Here is a 15,882-nt window from a genome sequence, read left to right as displayed (position 1 = left end):
CCTTATTCGTACACCTACTGGCCCGCGGCGCGGGTCAGGTCGCGAGGAGGGCGGTCAGGACGACGGCAGGGTCGGCGTCGGGTGGTCCGGCCGGCCACCAGGTGCCTCGGTCCTTGGTGTACGGGTACCACAGTCCGTCGCGGCCCAGCCGCAGTTGGCTGTCGCGGCCCTCGACGGTCCAGCGGTTGCGCCAGGAGCGGAGCCGGGGTGGTCTGCCGTCGGCCCAGTCTGCGCGCAGCGCCTCGCGGGCGCGTTCCAGGCGGGAGGCGGGTGGGTTCCAGGGGCTTTCCAGTACGTCCAGGGATGCTGCGCCGCCGTATCGCCACGCACGGGTGGCGGCTGCGAGTTCGCTGGGGGTGCGGCCGTAGTTCGAGGCGATCCTGGCGAAGACGTCCGTGGTGGGGTGAGTGGCGGCGAGACGGACGGCGTCCTGCCATTCGGTGAGCGGGGCGGGTGGGGCGGTATCGGCGTGCCGCGCACCGAGAGCTCCAGCGAGGAAGTGATGGGCACGCGTCGCGGTGTCGACGGCGAGCAGTTCCAGGGCGGCCGGGTCCACACCGGGCTCCGGGACGGCGGAATCCACCAGCGAGGGGCCGCGGCCGGGCCGATCGGGGAGCGGCGGCGGGCCGGGCAGGGGCGGTAGCGCGGTACGGGAGGCGAAGGCGGGCCCGGCTGGATCACCGGGCCGGGCCGGGAGCGCGGTCGGAGCCGCGCCTGCGGTCGCTGCGGACGCGGCGGCTTCAGCGGAGGCGCGGGCGGTGTTGCGGCGGCCGAGCTCGTCCATCAGCTCCCGCTCGCCGCGACCCCGCAGGAGCAGCAGCACGAAGGGGTCGCGGTCCAGGAGTCGGGCGACCTGGTAGCAGAGGGCGGCGGCGTGTTTGCAAGGGTAGCCCCAGTCGGGGCAGCTGCACTCGGGGTCGAGGTCCCGGGGGCCGGGCAGCAGCGGGACACCGGCGGCTGCGGCGTCGTCGGCGAGCCCGGTGGGCATCTCGCCGTCCAACAGCGCGGCGATGTTGGCGGCACGCTCGGCGATCATGTCGAGCAACTGGTCCCACTGCCGATCCGTCAGCTGCTCGACCTGGACCGTGGAGCGGTACGGGGTGCGGCGGCTGCCCTGCACCGGGGCGGCGGCCGAGCCGGGAGCGACGGTGACCGGTCCGACCGCGCCGCCGCGCGCGTAGGTCCGGCCGCGCGAAAGGCGGCCGGAGTCCAGGGAGGACTCCTCCAGGGAACGTAGCCATTCGCGGCCCCACCAGGACTCGGCGAAGGGTGCACGGCTGCCCTTGGCCGGCGGGAGTGCCTCGAAGGTACGGGCGGCCGACTTGCCCGGCCGACTACGCCTGGTCATCGTCCCGTCTTTCGCAGTGTGACCAGTTCGGCCAGTTCGCTGTCGCTCAGTTCGCTGAACGCCGCCTCGCCCGAGCCGAGCACCGAGTCGGCCAGTTCCCGCTTCTGCCGGAGCATCTCGGCGACCCGGTCCTCCACGGTGCCCTCGGCGATCAGCTTGTGCACCTGGACCGGCTGGGTCTGTCCGATCCGGTAGGCGCGGTCGGTGGCCTGGTCCTCCACGGCCGGGTTCCACCAGCGGTCGTAGTGGATGACGTGTCCGGCCCGGGTCAGGTTCAGACCGGTCCCGGCGGCTTTGAGGGACAGCAGGAACACCTTCTTCTCGCCGGTCTGGAAGGCGTCGACCATCTCCTCGCGGCGTTTGACCGTGGTGCCGCCGTGCAGGAACAGGGTGTCCACACCGCGGTCGGCCAGGTGGCGCTCGATCAGCGTGCCCATGGCCACGTACTGGGTGAAGACCAGGGCCGACCCGTCCTCGGCCAGGACGGTGTCCAGGAGTTCGTCCAGGAGTTCCAGTTTCCCCGAGCGGCCCGGGAGCTTGACGTTCGCGGGTTCCTTCAGGAACTGCGCGGGGTGGTTGCAGATCTGCTTCAGGCCGGTGAGGAGCTTCATCACCAGGCCGCGCCGGGCGATGCCCTGCTTCTCCTCGATCTCGGCCATGAGCTCGCGTACCAGCGCCTCGTACAGCGAGACCTGCTCCTTTGTCAGGGACACTGGCTGGTCGGTCTCGGTCTTGGGCGGCAGTTCGGGCGCGATGCCGGGGTCGGCCTTGCGCCGGCGCAGCAGGAAAGGGCCGACCAGCGCGGCCAGCTGCCGGGCGGCCTGTTCGTCGCGGTCGCCCTCGACGGCCGTGGCGTAGCGGTCACGGAAGGAGGTGAGCGTGCCGAGCAGGCCGGGGGTGGTCCAGTCGAGCAGTGACCACAGTTCGGACAGGTTGTTCTCGACCGGGGTGCCGGTCAGCGCGACCCGCCCCCGCGAGGGGATCCGGCGCAGGGCCTGGGCGGTGAGCGCGTGCGGGTTCTTGACGTGCTGGGCCTCGTCGGCGACGAGCAGACCCCACGGCTGCTCGGTGAGGCGTTCGGTGTCGCGGCGCATGGTCCCGTAGGTGGTCAGGACGAAGCCGCCGTCCGCTCCGCCGTCGAGACCGGCCAGGTCGCGGCCGGGGCCGTGGAAACGGCGCACCGGGGTGGCCGGTGCGAAGCGCTGGATCTCGCGTTCCCAGTTGCCGAGCAGCGAGGCGGGGCAGACCACCAGGGTGGAGCCGGCGGTGGTTTTCCGTTCCTGGCGACGCAGATGGAGAGCGATCAGAGTGACGGTCTTGCCCAGGCCCATGTCGTCGGCGAGGCAGCCGCCCAGGCCGAGCGAGGTCATCCGGTGCAGCCAGTTCAGGCCGCGCAGCTGGTAGTCGCGCAGCGACGCGGCCAGGGCTTTCGGCGGCCCCTGGGGCTCGCGCGCGGCGTGATCCTCGGGGGCGGCGATCCGGGAGCGCAGCTCCTCCAGTACGCCGCTCGCAGTGACCGCCACCTGTTCGCCGTCCACCTCGACGCTGCCGGTCAGCGCGGCGCCCAAGGCGTTGATGGGGGTGAGCGAGGTCGTCCTGGACTGCGCGGTCCGTCGCAGCCGGCGGACCAGCTCCGGGTCCACGACCACCCACTGGTCGCGCAGCCGCACGATCGGCCGGTGCGCCTGGACCAGCCGCTCCAGCTCCTCCTCCGTGAGCTCCTGGTCCCCGAGGGCGACCTGCCAGCGGAAGTCCAGCAGCCCGCCGGAGGACAGGAAGGACGCGGCCGAGGACTGCGTCCCCCGGCGGCGTACGGGTTCCAGGACGCCGGAGGCGGTCAGTTCGCGTACCAGCTCCTTGGGCCAGTGCACGGCGACGCCGGCGGCGGCAAGGCTTTCGGCCGCGTCGCCCAGCAGCGACTGGGCCTCCTCGTCGGACAGCTCCAGACCGGCCGGGGCGGCGGAGTCCAGCATCCGGCCGGCCGGGGGCCAGGCGCGGGCGGCCCGGCGCAGCGTCAGCAGCGTGTCCACCTTGGCCCGTGGACCGAACAGTTCGGGGGCGGTGGCCCTGCCGGACCACAGGTCCGCGGCGTCGGCGAGCACCGTGGGATCGGCCAGGCTGCGCAGTTGGAGCACGGCTCGGAAGGAGTCCGCGCGGCCCAGTTCCAGTCGCAGCGACACCGCCAGACCTGCGTCGCGGCCGGCGGCGACCTCCGCCGCCCAGCCTCGCTGCTCGGGCACGGACTGCGGAGCTCGGACCGCGAACGCCGGTCCGCCGGTCACCTGGCGGGCGGCGGGAGGGCGGGCGAGGGAATCGGCCACGGCGTCCAGGAAGGCCCGCAGCAGCGGCTCGGCCGCCGGAAGCGTGAGGGGGGAGAGCCCGGGAACTGCGACCGAGCGGGCCCAGGGAGGCATGGTGGCGGCCAGGGAAGCCAGCCACTCGTGGTCCTCGGTGTCCAGCGGGCCGATCCGCCACGCGTCGAATCCTTCCGGCGACACCCCGGGCAGCATCCGGCCCCGGGCGAGCAACTGCAATCCCAGCAGGGCCGCCGTGCCCCAGAACGCGGTACCGGCCGACGCCCGCCCACTGCCGTCCGCACCGAGTGCCCGGCAGCGGGTCAACAGCGGCAGCGCCTGCTCCACCGGCAGCAGTGCGGCGACCACCCGCGCCCGGCGCACGGACGAACCGTGCGGGCGAACCACGGTGAGTTCCTCGGGTTCCACCCCGAGGTCCGGCGGCTCACTCCCGGGCGTCCAGAACGCCATCCGTCCCATCCGGGGCGGATCCGCGGGAAGGAACACCGCCTCGCCCCGGGCGAGCTCCGGCAGCCAGGCGACCATCCGTTCCCGGTCCGGAGCTGTCGACTCGTGCTCCGCCGACGGGTGAACCTTCGCTACTACGCCCACTCCTGGCCCAGGCTCCTGCAACTGTTCGGAAGGGCGCGGGTCACCCGCGAGCCCTCGGCGGGTCAAGGTTATCCCCGCAGACGGGCAGCGCGTGCCAGAAGTGCTTCGCTCACTCGGCGCAGTGCGGGAAGATGCCACCGGCACCCAGCAGAGACGGCCGCGACACCTTTGCGGTTGTGGCCTCTCATCGGTGTCGGAATCCGTCTCCGCCTTGAGGGAACCCTTCGCCGTGACCGCCAAGCTCGTGCCGACCTACCAGTTGAAGATTGTTCTGCGAGACACCAGCCCGCCGATCTGGCGCCGGGTCACCCTGCCCGCCGACACCTCGCTCGGCTGCCTGCACGACATCATCCAGGCATGCTTCGGCTGGGACGACTCGCACCTGCATTCCTTCACCGAACCTTCCTCCGGTCACCAGTTCGTCGACTTCGACGGCCCGTTGGACCACGATCCTCTCCGCGACGCCGACGAGGAGTCCGTGACCGTGGCCGAGGTACTGCCCTGCGAAGGCGGCCGGCTGGAGTACACCTACGACTTCGGTGACGACTGGCGGCACCGGATCACCCTGGAGAAGACCCTCCCCGCCTCCACCCCCGACCGACGCGTCCGCTGCACCGGTGGACGCCGCGCCATGCCCTATGCCGAGGACACCGGCGGCGCCTGGGGGCTGCAGGCCGTACTCGACGCCGTCGTGGACGGTGGCGCACCGGCCCCCGAGCCATGGACCGACCTGGTCGAAACCCTGCGCGAGGAGGGGTTCGACCCCGCCTGCTTCGACCGTGACGCCCTGGACCGGGAACTGGCCGAACTGGACCCGCGGCCGCCCGCGGCCACCCCGGCACAGCGGGGAAAGCCCAGCCTGGCCGAAGCCGCTTCCACCGGGCGGCGCTGTTCCTGCGGCGAGGTCCACGACGACGAGTACGACGAGGACCTCGCCGTGGAGCTCGTCCCGGTGCGACCCGTCTCCCTGGCACCGCGCGCGGAGCTCGCCGCAGCCGCCCGGCAGGTTCCGCTGATCGCCTCAGCGCTCCGCCTGGCCCACTGGTGCCAGGGCGGACGAGCCGTCACGTCCCGGGACGTGCTCAAGCCCGCACTGGGCCGCCTGGCTGTCCAGGAACTCGAGCTGTGGGCCCAGGACGACGAGCTGAGAGCACTGCGGCCCGCGGAGCGCGACGAGCGGCTGGCCCGCCTGCGCAGCTCTGGCGACCTGGCCTGCCTGGACGGTCCCTGGCAGCTCGCTCTGTACACGGACCTGGTGGGGATCAGCGCGGGCACCGCCCGTCCCGGTGCCGACCTGCCCGCCACCGCAGGGGACGAGGGAGTGTTGAAGATCTGGTGTCAGGCGCTCGAGGACGAACTCGACGCCCTGAACGAGCTCGAGAACCTCGGTCTGCCTCCGTGGCTGCCGGCCGCGCTGGGCATGCAGGACGAGGACGGCGACGGCTTGGCAGCGGTGGTGCTGCGGGCACTGTACGAGGTTCCCGACGGCGAATGGCTGGACCCGGCGCTGCTCGTCGGCGCACTCCGCGAGGGCCTCCCGAAGCAGGAGGCACGGCTGGTCGAGCTGTTCCTCCTGCAGATCCTCGACCAGGCGGCCCTCATCCTCACCGAGTACCAGGCAGCGGAGGTCGAGACCGGCCCGGAGACGAACCGGCAGCGCGATCACATCCTCCTCGGCATCCTCGGCATCGAGGCGAGCACCGAAGACAGCGACGGCACTCCGCCGGTCGGGGCACGGCTCATGCTCACGCCACTGGGACGCCACGGACTGCGCGAGTACCTGCTCGCCGAGGGATTCCAGGCCCCGCTGATCGGCGAACTGGCCGACGCCGACGCCCCGACGCTGCTGGACGCCCTGCTCGACTACGACCAGGACGCCGCCCACGCCGAGATCACCGGATGGATCAGCCATCGGGGCCAGGGCTCGGCCGCTGTACAGCTCATCGACGCCTGCGCCGGGTTGGAGGCCGATGCGGCCCTCCGCCGCCTGGCCGCCCCGCCGGTGCTCGCAGAACTCGATGAGCCCAAGGCGCTCGCCGTCCTGCGTAAAGCCGCGGCCTCACAGGTCCCCGGCTGCGCCGAGACCGCGGCGATCGCGCTGGCCGGTCGTGGTGAGATCCCCGAGGGGCAGGGTCGGGAACTCCAACTGTGGGGGCTCGTGGACCATCTGTGGGGCCCGCTGGGCGTAGCGGACGAGGCGCTTGCCGCGTTCCTGGACCAGGAGGAGGACATGGTGCTGCCCCTTCTGGAGCAGGCCGCCGACGATCTGTGGCGCTGCGACCATCCCGCCACCGGGGCCGTCCTGGAAGCGGCAGGTCGACAGCTGAGGGATCGGGACAAGGCGCTTGCCAAGCGGCTGCGCCGGTCCGCGACCAAAGTCGGATCCCGGCGCCGACGATGAGGTGCCGGCACGGGTGAGCGCTGAGCGACGATGGTGCCGGCAGGGGCTGTGCCCGATCCCTGGGTTCTGTCAGCTCTCGTAGTGGTAGCGGCACTGTGCGATCAGGACGCCGTCCTCGGTGGCCTTGTAGATCAGTCGGTGTTCGTCGTTGATGCGGCGCGACCAGTAGCCCTGGAATCCGTGCTTGAGCGGTTCCGGTTTGCCGATCCCCTCGTTGCCGTTCCGGGCAATGTCCGCGATGAGCGTATTGATGCGCTTCAGGATCTTCCGGTCCTGAAGCTGCCACCACAGGTAGTCCTCCCAGGCGCGGGAGGAGAAGGTGATCTTCATTCGCGGCTCTTATTCGTCGGTCGCCAGCTCGCGTACGGTGCCGCCGCCGTTTTCCAGCTCGTCGATGGACGCGAGCAGGCGTCGGGCGTTCGCCGGGCTTCGCAGCAGGTACGCCGTCTCCTTCAGGGACTCGTAGTCCTCGAGGGAGACGATGACGACCGGCTCATGTCCGGCCCGGGTGATGACGACCTCCTCGCGGTCGTCGGTGACGGAGTTGAGCACCTCGGCGTACCGTGCGCGCGACTCGGAGTACGTCATGGTCTTCACGATCGACCCTCCTTCTACGTACAGGAAATTGTACGTCGATCCCTGTGGTGCGGCAAACACCGGAATGACGACCGCGACCGGGCGGCCGACGGCGCGAAAGTTCCGGGCGGGTGAGGTGCGGCAGGCAACGAGGAATGCAACGACCGGCCCCGCAGGGCGGCAAGTCAGTGCTCGAACGCCTTGCGGAGCCGTTCCGTCGCGCCTGCCAGCACATCGACGCGTTTGCAGAACGCGAAGCGGACGTAGGGTGTCCCGGCCTCTTTGTGGTCGTAGAAGACCGAGGTGGGGATGGCGACGACGCCGGCGCGTTCCGGGAGGGCGAGGCAGAAGGTCTCGCCGTCGGTTTCGCCGAGGGGGCGGATGTCGGCGGTGATGAAGTAGGTGCCGGCCGGTCGGAGGACGTCGAAGCCCGCCTCCGTCAGGCCCGTCGCCAGCAGGTCCCGCTTGGCGCGCAGGTCCGCGCGCAGCTCGGTGTAGTACGCGTCCGGCAGCGACAGGGCCTCGGCGACGGCGTACTGGAAGGGGCCCGCGGAGACGTAGGTCAGGAACTGCTTGGCCGAGCGGACCGCCGTCACCAGCGCGGGCGTGCCCGTCACCCAGCCGACCTTCCAGCCGGTGAAGGAGAACGTCTTGCCCGCGCTGGAGATGGTCACCGTGCGCTCCCGCATGCCCGGGAAGGTCGCCAGCGGTACGTGTACGGCGTCGTCGAAGACCAGGTGCTCGTACACCTCGTCGGTGACCACCAGCAGGTCGCGCTCCACCGCCAGCGCGGCGATCGCGGACAGCTCCTCGCGGGTGAGGACGGTGCCGGTCGGGTTGTGCGGGGTGTTGATCAGCAGCAGGCGGGTGCGGTCGGTGACGGCGTCGCGCAGCTCGTCGAGGTCGAGGCGGAAACGGCCCTCACGCGGGCGCAGGGTGACCGGCACGCGGGTGGCGCCCGCCATGGCGACGCAGGCCGCGTACGAGTCGTAGTACGGCTCCAGGGCGATCACCTCGTCGCCGGGTTCCAGCAGCGCGAGCAGCGCGGCGGCGATCGCCTCGGTGGCGCCCGCGGTGACCAGGACCTCCGTGTCGGGGTCGAGGGACAGGCCGTAGCGGCGCCGCTGGTGCGCGGCGATCGCGGTGCGCAGCTCGGGGACGCCGGGGCCGGGCGGGTACTGGTTGCCGCGGCCGTCCCGCAGCGCCCGCACCGCCGCCTCCCTGATCTCCTCGGGGCCGTCGGTGTCGGGGAAACCCTGGCCGAGGTTGATGGAACCGGTCCGCAGGGCCAGGGCGGACATCTCCGCGAAGATCGTGGTCCCGAACTCGGCGAGCCGGCGGTTCAGGAGGGGGCGCGCGCTGGAGGTCATGCCGGTCATCCTGCGCCGAACCTCCGGAGTTCCTCAACACTGCTTCATCGATGGGCACCTGCGCCGTACCTGAACCACCATCGCTGAGCAGGGGAAGGGGCCGTCATCTGTCGTCGTCGGCCGCCCTCGGACGGCCCGGAGACGGCCCGGCCAGTCGGCCGCCTGGAGTCACCGACGGTCGACCGCGGTCGCGGTGGTTGCTGTACTCGACCGCTGTACAGCAACCACGACGTACTGACCGCTGCCCCGTAAGCCCGGTGGTGATCTACGAGGTGTCTTCGCCGGTCACCCGGCCTGCCACCTGGGTATGGCCGAAGCTCGGCCCCGCTGCTTCCGGACGCCCGCGTCGACCGTGACCGACCGCTTGGCCTGTCACACATGTGGCACGCGGGCCGTGATCGCCGCCCAAGGAGTCCGTCACCGGCGAAGGGCCCCAGCGGTGGCCCCGGACCGGGACATGCCGGAAACTGGAGCCCGGAACGGTACGGGACGACCCGAGGGCCAGATGGATGGAGCGGTACCGGCACGAACGCGCCTCCAGGGAAATGCGGTGGTCCCGGTGCCTGCCTGCCGCCGTGCTCCTCGCCGCGGTCGTCGTTGACCTCGCCTGGCCGGAAGTCAACACCTTCCCCCTCCTGGCGGCTGTCTCCGTGATCGCGGCACCGATGCTCTCCCTGGCCTGGACGGTCGCCAGCGGTGTGGCGGCCTGCCTGGTCGGGCTGCTCCTAGGTCTTCGCGAGAGCCCGATCTTTTCCACCCGCTCGGATCTCATCGGGCTCTCGACCATCGCCATCCTGACGGTCGTCGCGGCGTTCCTCAACCGGATGTTCGCACGCGAGCGGGAGCAGCTGAGAACGTCCCGTCAGGTGGCGGAGGCCGTCCAGCGCGCGGTGCTGCCGGCCATGCCCGACCGTGTCCGAGGACTGGCCGTCGCCGCCCGGTACCGGGCGGCCCAGGAAGAGGCCCTGATCGGCGGCGACCTCTATGCGGTCCACGACACCCCCTACGGCCTCCGCATGGTGATCGGCGATGTCCGCGGCAAGGGCATGCGGGCGGTCACCCTGGTCAACACCCTGCTGGGCTCCTTCCACGCGACGGCCCTTCAGCTGCCGGGCCTGCCCGACGTCGTCCGGGGCGTGGAAGTTCAGTTGCAGGATGTCAAGAGCCGCCAGGACGATGCGACGTACGAAGACTTCGTCACTGCCGTTCTCGTCGAGATCTCCCCCGACCATTCCGTGCTGCGCATGGCGAACCGGGGCCACCCGGCGCCGCTGATGGTCCACGAGGGCAAGGTGACCGTCCTGGAGCCAAAGGAGCCGTCACTGCCGCTGGGCCTGGGCGACCTGGCCGGGCCCGAGGTTCCGGTGGACGAGTTCGAGTGGCCGCCCGGCGCCACGCTCGTGATGTTCACCGACGGCATCATCGAAGCCCGCGACCGGAACGGCACCTTCTTCGACCCCGTCCCCCCGCTGACCGGCCCCCTTCCCTCAAACCCCGGGGTCGTGCTGGACGCCATGCTCGCCGCTCTGTTCCGGCACACCGAAGAACTCGAAGACGATGCCGCGGCCCTCGCGATCACACGTGTCCCGGTCGGCAGCGTTGGACGAGACCCCTCCGTCGCACCGCAGGTCGGTGGACCGTGGAAACGACGGCAGCGGAGTCTCAACGGCCCGGTCGGCTGACGGGCTGCCGACCATCAGCTGAAGGACGGCAGCCTGCGCCGGGCGCAGATTTCAGGTCGATGGTGGGGAGCCGTCAACGTCGGTCGACTGGCAGGAGCCCCCGGCTGGTGCTCCGTCCAGGTCCGGTGCTGACCGTTGCCGTCCCCGCCTGTCGGTGTCGGCCGTCGGTGTCAGCCGACCGACTCGGTCCAGCTCGGTCGCTGTGGGCATCCGGGAGAAGATCTTCTCCCGGATTTCTCCCAGCCCCGACAGGATTCGGCCCCACGTTCACTGCCGCCTACGACGCGCCTGGCCGTCCTGGCTGACCTGGCTGTCCTGGCCGGGGGCGGAGGGCACGGAAAGCGGGGGCGGCGTGGCAGCGGACAGTGCGCCGAGCACGTGAGGCAGGTCCTCGCTGCCCGCGCCGATCAGCACTCGCGCGCCGGGCACCGGTCCGTCCAGGGCCTCGCACTCGGCGACGAGCGCGAGTTGTGGCTCCTCCGCCCCGTCCGTACGCCGGTAGCGGCCGAACCGCAGCCGCAGCGGGTCGTCCCGGTGCGGTGGCCGCACCCGGACCAGGCGCAGAGCCCCGGGGAAGGGCCGCACCCCGAAGCTGCCGGTACCCGAGGCCGGTCCGGATACGGCGGCAAGTCCCTGCGGGCCGGTCCGCAGCCACCCCATCGACAGCATCTGCCACGGGCCCGGTCCCCACACGGTGCCCAGGAAGCGGCGCTCGGTCACCGGCGCGACGGGCTCCATCCGCTCCGGTGCCGGCAGCCTGCGCCGCACCAACCGGTACGCCCAGCAGGCCATGCCCACCGCGCTCACCGCACCCACGACACCCGCGGTCCACGCCATCGTCCAGGGCGCGTGCACCGCGAACAGCGCGCCGAGGGCCCCACCCAGCCCTGCCAGGGTGAAGGCCACCCCCGGCACCGTCGTCTGCCACGGCCAGTTCAACCGGGACACGCCCCCGCGCACGATCCGCCACAGCCCCGCCCACAGGGCCGCCGCGCCCAGCCCGGCGAGGACCGCCCCGAATGCGGCGGGGGGTACGAACTCCCGGCCCGGGTAGTGCGCTGTGCGCAGCGTCCGCTGTTCACTGCCCGCCGACACATCCAGCAGCCGCACCGAATCGCGCCACCAGTACAGGGTTGCCTTTCCGTGCCTGCCGGCGGCTTCGACAAGGTCCTGGTCCGCGTAGTCGACGTCCAGCTTGAGGGCCAGCGTGCGCCCGCCGGACCGGCCGAACTCGAACCGGTAACGGGCCCCGCTCTTCTTGTTCAGCTTCAGCAGTACCTCGTCCACCGTCACATGCTCCGCCCGCAGGCAGAACGGCTCCTGGTACCGGTCCCCGCACACCTTCAGACTGCCCGTGTCCCGCCCCTGAGCGTCGTGTATCTCCAGGCGTGGGAAGTCGAGGTCGGCAGAGCGATCACGCTCCGCGCTCCGTGCCAGCTGCCACGCCGCCCCCAGCAGCACGACGGCCAACACCACCCGCACCGTCCCCCACACCACGTCATGCACCCGCCCGTGCACAGGCCACACCTTCCTGCCCCCCCCGGACGTCCCTCGCGCCGGTACGGCAGATCGGAAGTCTGCCACTCCCCGTGTCGGACCCTCAGAAGTTCCTCAAGTCTGCTTTGGCCCGCGCGGGCAGCGGGCATCTCCCGTCCACACGCGTGAGAGAGGCACCCACGGGGGGCTGCTTCGGGGGATTCACGGGGACGAAAGGACGGTGGCGCCATGGTCATCGGCATCACCTTGGTTCTGCTCTTCGCTCTGGTCTTCGTGCTGTACAAGGCGTTCGCGGTGGCACCGGCGCGCACTTCCGGCCGCCGGGCGGGGGCGTCCGGGCAGCGGCGCGGCAGTTGGTGGGCCGGCGAGGCAGGGGGGAGTTCCGACGGGGTGTCCTGCGGAAGTGACTCGTCCTCCGGCGGTTCGTCCTGCGGGGGCGGTTCGTCGTGCGGGGGCGGCGGCGGATGCGGTGGAGGCAGCTGACGGGGGCGGCTTGCCTCTGTACGGGGATGACGCGTCCGCGACGGTGGGGTCCGCGCCCGGGGCGGGCCCCACCGTGCTGTGCACCCGCGTGTGCGCCCGCGTACGCGCCAGGTGTGTGTCAGGAGTGCGCTGGGTTGAACAGGTGATCTGGAGAGCCCCCGAGGGGATGGAAAGCCCACGAAGTTGGGTAAAAACGCTGTGGCAGCACCACAGTTCGTGATTCCCTCTAAAACACCGACACAGCCCTCGGACTCCCTGCGGATCCCCTTTCCGACCGGCCGACCGGGCTGACGGGCCGAACTCCCCGGCGCGATCGGGGCGCGACGGTGCCTCCATCTCCTTCTCCTGCCCCTTCTTGTCCGCTTGCGGAGCCGATTCATGCTCACGACTCTGACCACCTCCTACACCGACACGCGCGCGGCCGACCTCGCCTGGGCCCTGGGGCGCGAGCCGCTTCCCGCGCTGGCCACGCTCGACCTCGAACTGACCGGGTCCAAGGTCCAGTTGAGGCTTCTCGGTGCGTCCCACCAGGTGCTGCTGGAAGAGGATCGGGGGATCTGTTCGGAGACGGTGGCCTGCCTTCCGGGCAGCAGTACGCCCCTTCCGCTGGGCGTCGCCGAACAGGTGGGCGACTGGGAGTACGAGTTCGCCGCCCATGTGGAGATGCTCTCCCCCGGTTCCTTCGGGGGCCGCGCACAGGAGTTGCTCGCCCTGGTCTCCGACCATCCGCACGGTCTCGCCGGGGTGTTCCCCGGGAGTCCGCACGCGTTCACCGCGATGCTCGCCCAGCGCCACGAGAACCAGGTCCACTGGCGGACCTGGCACGCCTATCCCCAGGACGGCCAGTTGGTGATGACCCGGACGAGGGTGGGTGCACGGGTGAGGGAAACCGTGTGAGGACCACGGGGACGGGCGCCCGCAGCGGTAAACAAACACCACACGTGTGGGTGACGGTCCGCACCGGAGGTGTAACGTAACGTCGCAGGGGTGATCGAACCGCAGGCCCCCGCCCCGCCCCGCCCCACGCAACCCCGGGACAGGCCGGGAGGCAACGGCGGCAGCCCCCCGGACAGCGCGCTGAAGCTACCGGTGCGACAGGGCACCGGCCGGTTCCTGGTCCTCGCCGGTGTGTTCGTCTGCGCGGCCTGCGGACTCGTGTACGAGCTCGAACTCGTGGCGCTCGCCTCGTACCTGATGGGCGACTCGGTGACCCAGGCCTCCGTCGTGCTGTCCGTCATGGTCTTCGCCATGGGGATCGGCTCGCTGGCCGCCAAGCGGCTGCGCCGGCACGCGGCGGCCGGTTTCGGCGCCGTCGAGGCCGCGCTCGCCCTGGTCGGCGGATGCAGCGCGATGGCTTTGTACGCCGTCTTCGCCTGGACCGGGTCCTGGGGCGGGCCGTGGGCCCACGGCCCGCACGTTCTGCTGGTCGCCTTCTCCCTCGCCGTCGGCCTGCTGATCGGGGCCGAGGTGCCGCTGCTGATGGAGCTGATCCAGCGGATCCGCCGCCAGGACGCGGGCGGAGCGGTGGCTGACCTGTTCGCCGCGGACTACGTCGGCGCTCTCGTCGGCGGGCTCGCCTTCCCCTTCCTCCTCCTGCCGTTCCTGGGCCAGTTGACGGGGACGCTGATCACCGGCGCGGTCAACACGGTGGTCGGCGGCGCGCTGGTGCTCGGACTCTTCCGACAGGATCTGACCCGCCGTGCCCGCCGACTGCTGCTGATCGCCAACCTCTGCGTGCTGGCCGTCCTCGCCTCGGCGGTTCTCCTCGTCGACGACTTCGAACGGGCCGCCCGCCACGCCATGTACGGCTCGGACGTCCGGGTCGCCCTGCAGACCGACGTGCAGGAAGTGGTGCTCACCGGCGGCCTCGACGGCCGGCCCCTGGACCTGTTCCTCGACGGCCGGCTGCGGACCGGCAGCCGGGACGAACTCCGTTACCACGAGGCGCTCACGCACCCCGCGATGACCGGTCCGCACGCGCGCGTGCTCGTCCTCGGCGGCGGCGACGGACTGGCCGCCCGTGAGGTGCTGCGCCACCGCGCCGTGCGGCGGGTCGACGTCGTCGCATTCGACGCGGGCGTCGTACGGCTGGCCCGCCGCGACCCGGCCCTGTCCGCGTTGAACGACCACGCCCTCGACGACCCGCGCGTACGCGTCAGCACCGCGGACGCCTTCGCCTGGCTGCGCCGGGCGCCCCCGGCGGCGTACGACGTGCTGGTCTCCGACCTTCCGCGCCCGGAGGTCACCGAGAGCACCAAGCTGTACTCGCAGGAGTTCTACGGCCTGGCCCGGCGCGTCCTGACGCCCGGCGGGCGGCTCGTGGTGCACACCGGGCCGGTGGTGTCCCGGCCCCGGATGTTCTGGACGGTGGAGTCGACGGTCCGCTCGGCCGGCTTCCGCACCAACCCGTACAGCAGGGGAGACCGGGGCTTCGTCCTGGCCGCCCGCACCGTCCCAGAACTGCGCCTGGACCCCTCCGGCCCCCGTCCGCGCATCCTTACCGACGGCTCCCTCGCGGCCGGCGCGCGAGCCGCCGCACGCACCCGTGTCCCCGGCCTGCCCCCGTCGACGCTGCTGCACCCCAGGTACGCCCGCTGAGCCGGCTCGCCCCCCGATGTACCGATGTACCGCTGTACCGCCCTTTCGCACCGACGGGGATACAGCCCGGCGTCGCCATGGGTAGGCTCCGCAGTCATGGAGCACGAGGTGTTCGTTCCGGTTCCGGTGGAGCGGCTCAGGGAGGCGCTGGACGACCCCGAGCGGGTCGCCCGCGCGGTGCCGGGGCTCCAGCACGACGCCGGGGCGGATCCGGTCGCAGGCCGGCTGAAGTTCCGCGTCGGCAGCCACTCCATCACCTACCGGGGCTCCGTACGGGTCTCCCGGCGCGAGGACGGTTCCTACGCCGTCGAGGGCGATGCAGTCGAGACGCGCGGCACCGGCGCGGTGAGACTGGCGCTGCGGCTGCGCCCGCTGGCCGCGGAGGGCGGCGCCAGGCTCACCGTCGACGGCACGGCGACGGCCGACGGCCGGATCACGGAGCTCCCGGCGGACGCGGTGGCGTCGGCGGTGGCCCGCCTACTGAACCGTTTCGCGGAGAACCTGGGAACGGCGGCGGGGGAGCCCCCCGCACCCGAGCCGCCCGCGGGCGAGCCTCCGGCCCCCGCACCGGCCCCCGACTTCGACACGGAGGCCCCCCTGCCGTCCCTCGCCCCCGAGGCCCAGGGCGAGGCCGGGGACGACGTCGGGGATGGCGTGGACGACATGGGCGAGGTGGACGACACAGATCTCACAGACGAGGTGGACGAGGTCGTCGGTGTTGACGGTGTCGACGCCATCGACGATGCCGACGCCATCGACGATGCCGACGACACCGTCGCCGAGGCGGCGCACGCGCGGCGCACGATGATCGGCCGCAGCGCCGAGGAGGTGGACCACGCCCCGCCCCGGGGCCGTTACGCACCCGTCCCCGCCCCGCAGACCGTCTCCACGGCCACCCCCCTGCGCTGGGCCGTCCCGGCGGCCGCCCTGGCGGTGGCCTCGGCGGTCGTCGCCGTGCGGGCACTGCGCAGACGCCGCTGACCCCGCCCCGGGGCACGCGGGTCCGGCCGGACCTCGGGAG

General features: G+C 71.9%; 12 protein-coding genes. 6 read left to right on the top strand and 6 right to left on the bottom strand.

The genetic code is table 11. The features are described 5' to 3' along the window. Window positions 1-34 precede the first annotated feature (34 nt). Together AC6F7H_RS12135 and AC6F7H_RS12130 are read right to left on the bottom strand one after the other, a co-directional pair. On the bottom strand, window positions 35-1,348 hold the full coding sequence (locus AC6F7H_RS12135) for an SWIM zinc finger family protein (protein WP_500756997.1): 1,314 nt from the start codon (window positions 1,346-1,348) through the stop codon (window positions 35-37). Next, window positions 1,345-4,188 (bottom strand): SCO1167/SCO6262 family helicase, encoded by a 2,844-nt coding sequence (locus tag AC6F7H_RS12130; RefSeq protein WP_500761775.1) that lies wholly within the window; start codon window positions 4,186-4,188, stop codon window positions 1,345-1,347. Before AC6F7H_RS12130 ends, AC6F7H_RS12135 begins: the two co-directional genes overlap by 4 nt. Before the next feature lie 295 nt (window positions 4,189-4,483). On the opposite strand from AC6F7H_RS12130, the gene AC6F7H_RS12125 reads away from it, so the two are divergent. Continuing rightward, window positions 4,484-6,655 carry an IS1096 element passenger TnpR family protein gene (locus AC6F7H_RS12125; RefSeq protein ID WP_500756995.1) on the top strand — a complete coding sequence of 724 codons (2,172 nt, stop codon included), beginning with the start codon at window positions 4,484-4,486 and terminating at the stop codon, window positions 6,653-6,655. A gap of 69 nt (window positions 6,656-6,724) precedes the next feature. Here the strand turns inward: AC6F7H_RS12125 and AC6F7H_RS12120 are convergent, their stop codons facing one another. The 3 genes from AC6F7H_RS12120 to AC6F7H_RS12110 all read right to left on the bottom strand — a co-directional run bounded on the left by AC6F7H_RS12120 (window position 6,725) and on the right by AC6F7H_RS12110 (window position 8,610). Beyond that, complete coding sequence (locus tag AC6F7H_RS12120) at window positions 6,725-6,985, bottom strand: Txe/YoeB family addiction module toxin (protein WP_067029017.1); 261 nt, start codon at window positions 6,983-6,985, stop codon at window positions 6,725-6,727. A 9-nt stretch (window positions 6,986-6,994) separates the two neighbouring features. After that, on the bottom strand, window positions 6,995-7,252 hold the full coding sequence (locus AC6F7H_RS12115) for a type II toxin-antitoxin system Phd/YefM family antitoxin (protein ID WP_037676836.1): 258 nt from the start codon (window positions 7,250-7,252) through the stop codon (window positions 6,995-6,997). 164 nt (window positions 7,253-7,416) lie between these two features. After that, the gene (locus AC6F7H_RS12110; protein ID WP_500756993.1) at window positions 7,417-8,610 is read right to left on the bottom strand and encodes a pyridoxal phosphate-dependent aminotransferase; all 1,194 of its coding nucleotides are present in this window, start codon (window positions 8,608-8,610) and stop codon (window positions 7,417-7,419) included. A gap of 536 nt (window positions 8,611-9,146) precedes the next feature. Between AC6F7H_RS12110 and AC6F7H_RS12105 the strand changes: the two genes are divergently transcribed. Continuing rightward, the gene (locus tag AC6F7H_RS12105; protein WP_500756992.1) at window positions 9,147-10,283 is read left to right on the top strand and encodes a PP2C family protein-serine/threonine phosphatase; all 1,137 of its coding nucleotides are present in this window, start codon (window positions 9,147-9,149) and stop codon (window positions 10,281-10,283) included. A gap of 267 nt (window positions 10,284-10,550) precedes the next feature. Here the strand turns inward: AC6F7H_RS12105 and AC6F7H_RS12100 are convergent, their stop codons facing one another. Further along, window positions 10,551-11,801, bottom strand: a complete 1,251-nt coding sequence (locus AC6F7H_RS12100; protein WP_500756990.1) for a hypothetical protein — start codon at window positions 11,799-11,801, stop codon at window positions 10,551-10,553. A 207-nt stretch (window positions 11,802-12,008) separates the two neighbouring features. Here AC6F7H_RS12100 and AC6F7H_RS12095 point away from each other — a divergent pair, with 207 nt between their 5' ends. The 4 genes from AC6F7H_RS12095 to AC6F7H_RS12080 all read left to right on the top strand — a co-directional run bounded on the left by AC6F7H_RS12095 (window position 12,009) and on the right by AC6F7H_RS12080 (window position 15,842). Continuing rightward, the gene (locus AC6F7H_RS12095; RefSeq protein ID WP_500756989.1) at window positions 12,009-12,263 is read left to right on the top strand and encodes a hypothetical protein; all 255 of its coding nucleotides are present in this window, start codon (window positions 12,009-12,011) and stop codon (window positions 12,261-12,263) included. Window positions 12,264-12,641: 378 nt separating this feature from the next. After that, a complete protein-coding gene (locus AC6F7H_RS12090; protein ID WP_500756987.1) occupies window positions 12,642-13,160 on the top strand; it encodes a DUF2617 family protein in 519 nt (172 codons plus the stop codon). A gap of 90 nt (window positions 13,161-13,250) precedes the next feature. Beyond that, the gene (locus AC6F7H_RS12085; protein WP_500756985.1) at window positions 13,251-14,861 is read left to right on the top strand and encodes a polyamine aminopropyltransferase; all 1,611 of its coding nucleotides are present in this window, start codon (window positions 13,251-13,253) and stop codon (window positions 14,859-14,861) included. Window positions 14,862-14,957: 96 nt separating this feature from the next. Beyond that, window positions 14,958-15,842, top strand: a complete 885-nt coding sequence (locus AC6F7H_RS12080; RefSeq protein ID WP_500756984.1) for an SRPBCC domain-containing protein — start codon at window positions 14,958-14,960, stop codon at window positions 15,840-15,842. The last annotated feature ends 40 nt before the right edge of the window (window positions 15,843-15,882 follow it).

It is taken from the genome of Streptomyces sp. MMS24-W38 (assembly GCF_059889265.1).
This window is presented reverse-complemented; position numbering and strand designations above follow the sequence as displayed.

Excerpts from the sequence above, each read along its gene's own strand:
- AC6F7H_RS12120 (WP_067029017.1), bottom strand. The coding sequence starts at position 6,985 with ATGAAGATCACCTTCTCCTCCCGCGCCTGGGAGGACTACCTGTGGTGG.
- AC6F7H_RS12135 (WP_500756997.1), bottom strand. The coding sequence starts at position 1,348 with ATGACCAGGCGTAGTCGGCCGGGCAAGTCGGCCGCCCGTACCTTCGAG.
- AC6F7H_RS12090 (WP_500756987.1), top strand. The coding sequence starts at position 12,642 with ATGCTCACGACTCTGACCACCTCCTACACCGACACGCGCGCGGCCGAC.
- AC6F7H_RS12130 (WP_500761775.1), bottom strand. The coding sequence starts at position 4,188 with ATGGTCGCCTGGCTGCCGGAGCTCGCCCGGGGCGAGGCGGTGTTCCTT.
- AC6F7H_RS12080 (WP_500756984.1), top strand. The coding sequence starts at position 14,958 with ATGGAGCACGAGGTGTTCGTTCCGGTTCCGGTGGAGCGGCTCAGGGAG.
- AC6F7H_RS12110 (WP_500756993.1), bottom strand. The coding sequence starts at position 8,610 with ATGACCGGCATGACCTCCAGCGCGCGCCCCCTCCTGAACCGCCGGCTC.
- AC6F7H_RS12095 (WP_500756989.1), top strand. The coding sequence starts at position 12,009 with ATGGTCATCGGCATCACCTTGGTTCTGCTCTTCGCTCTGGTCTTCGTG.
- AC6F7H_RS12105 (WP_500756992.1), top strand. The coding sequence starts at position 9,147 with ATGCGGTGGTCCCGGTGCCTGCCTGCCGCCGTGCTCCTCGCCGCGGTC.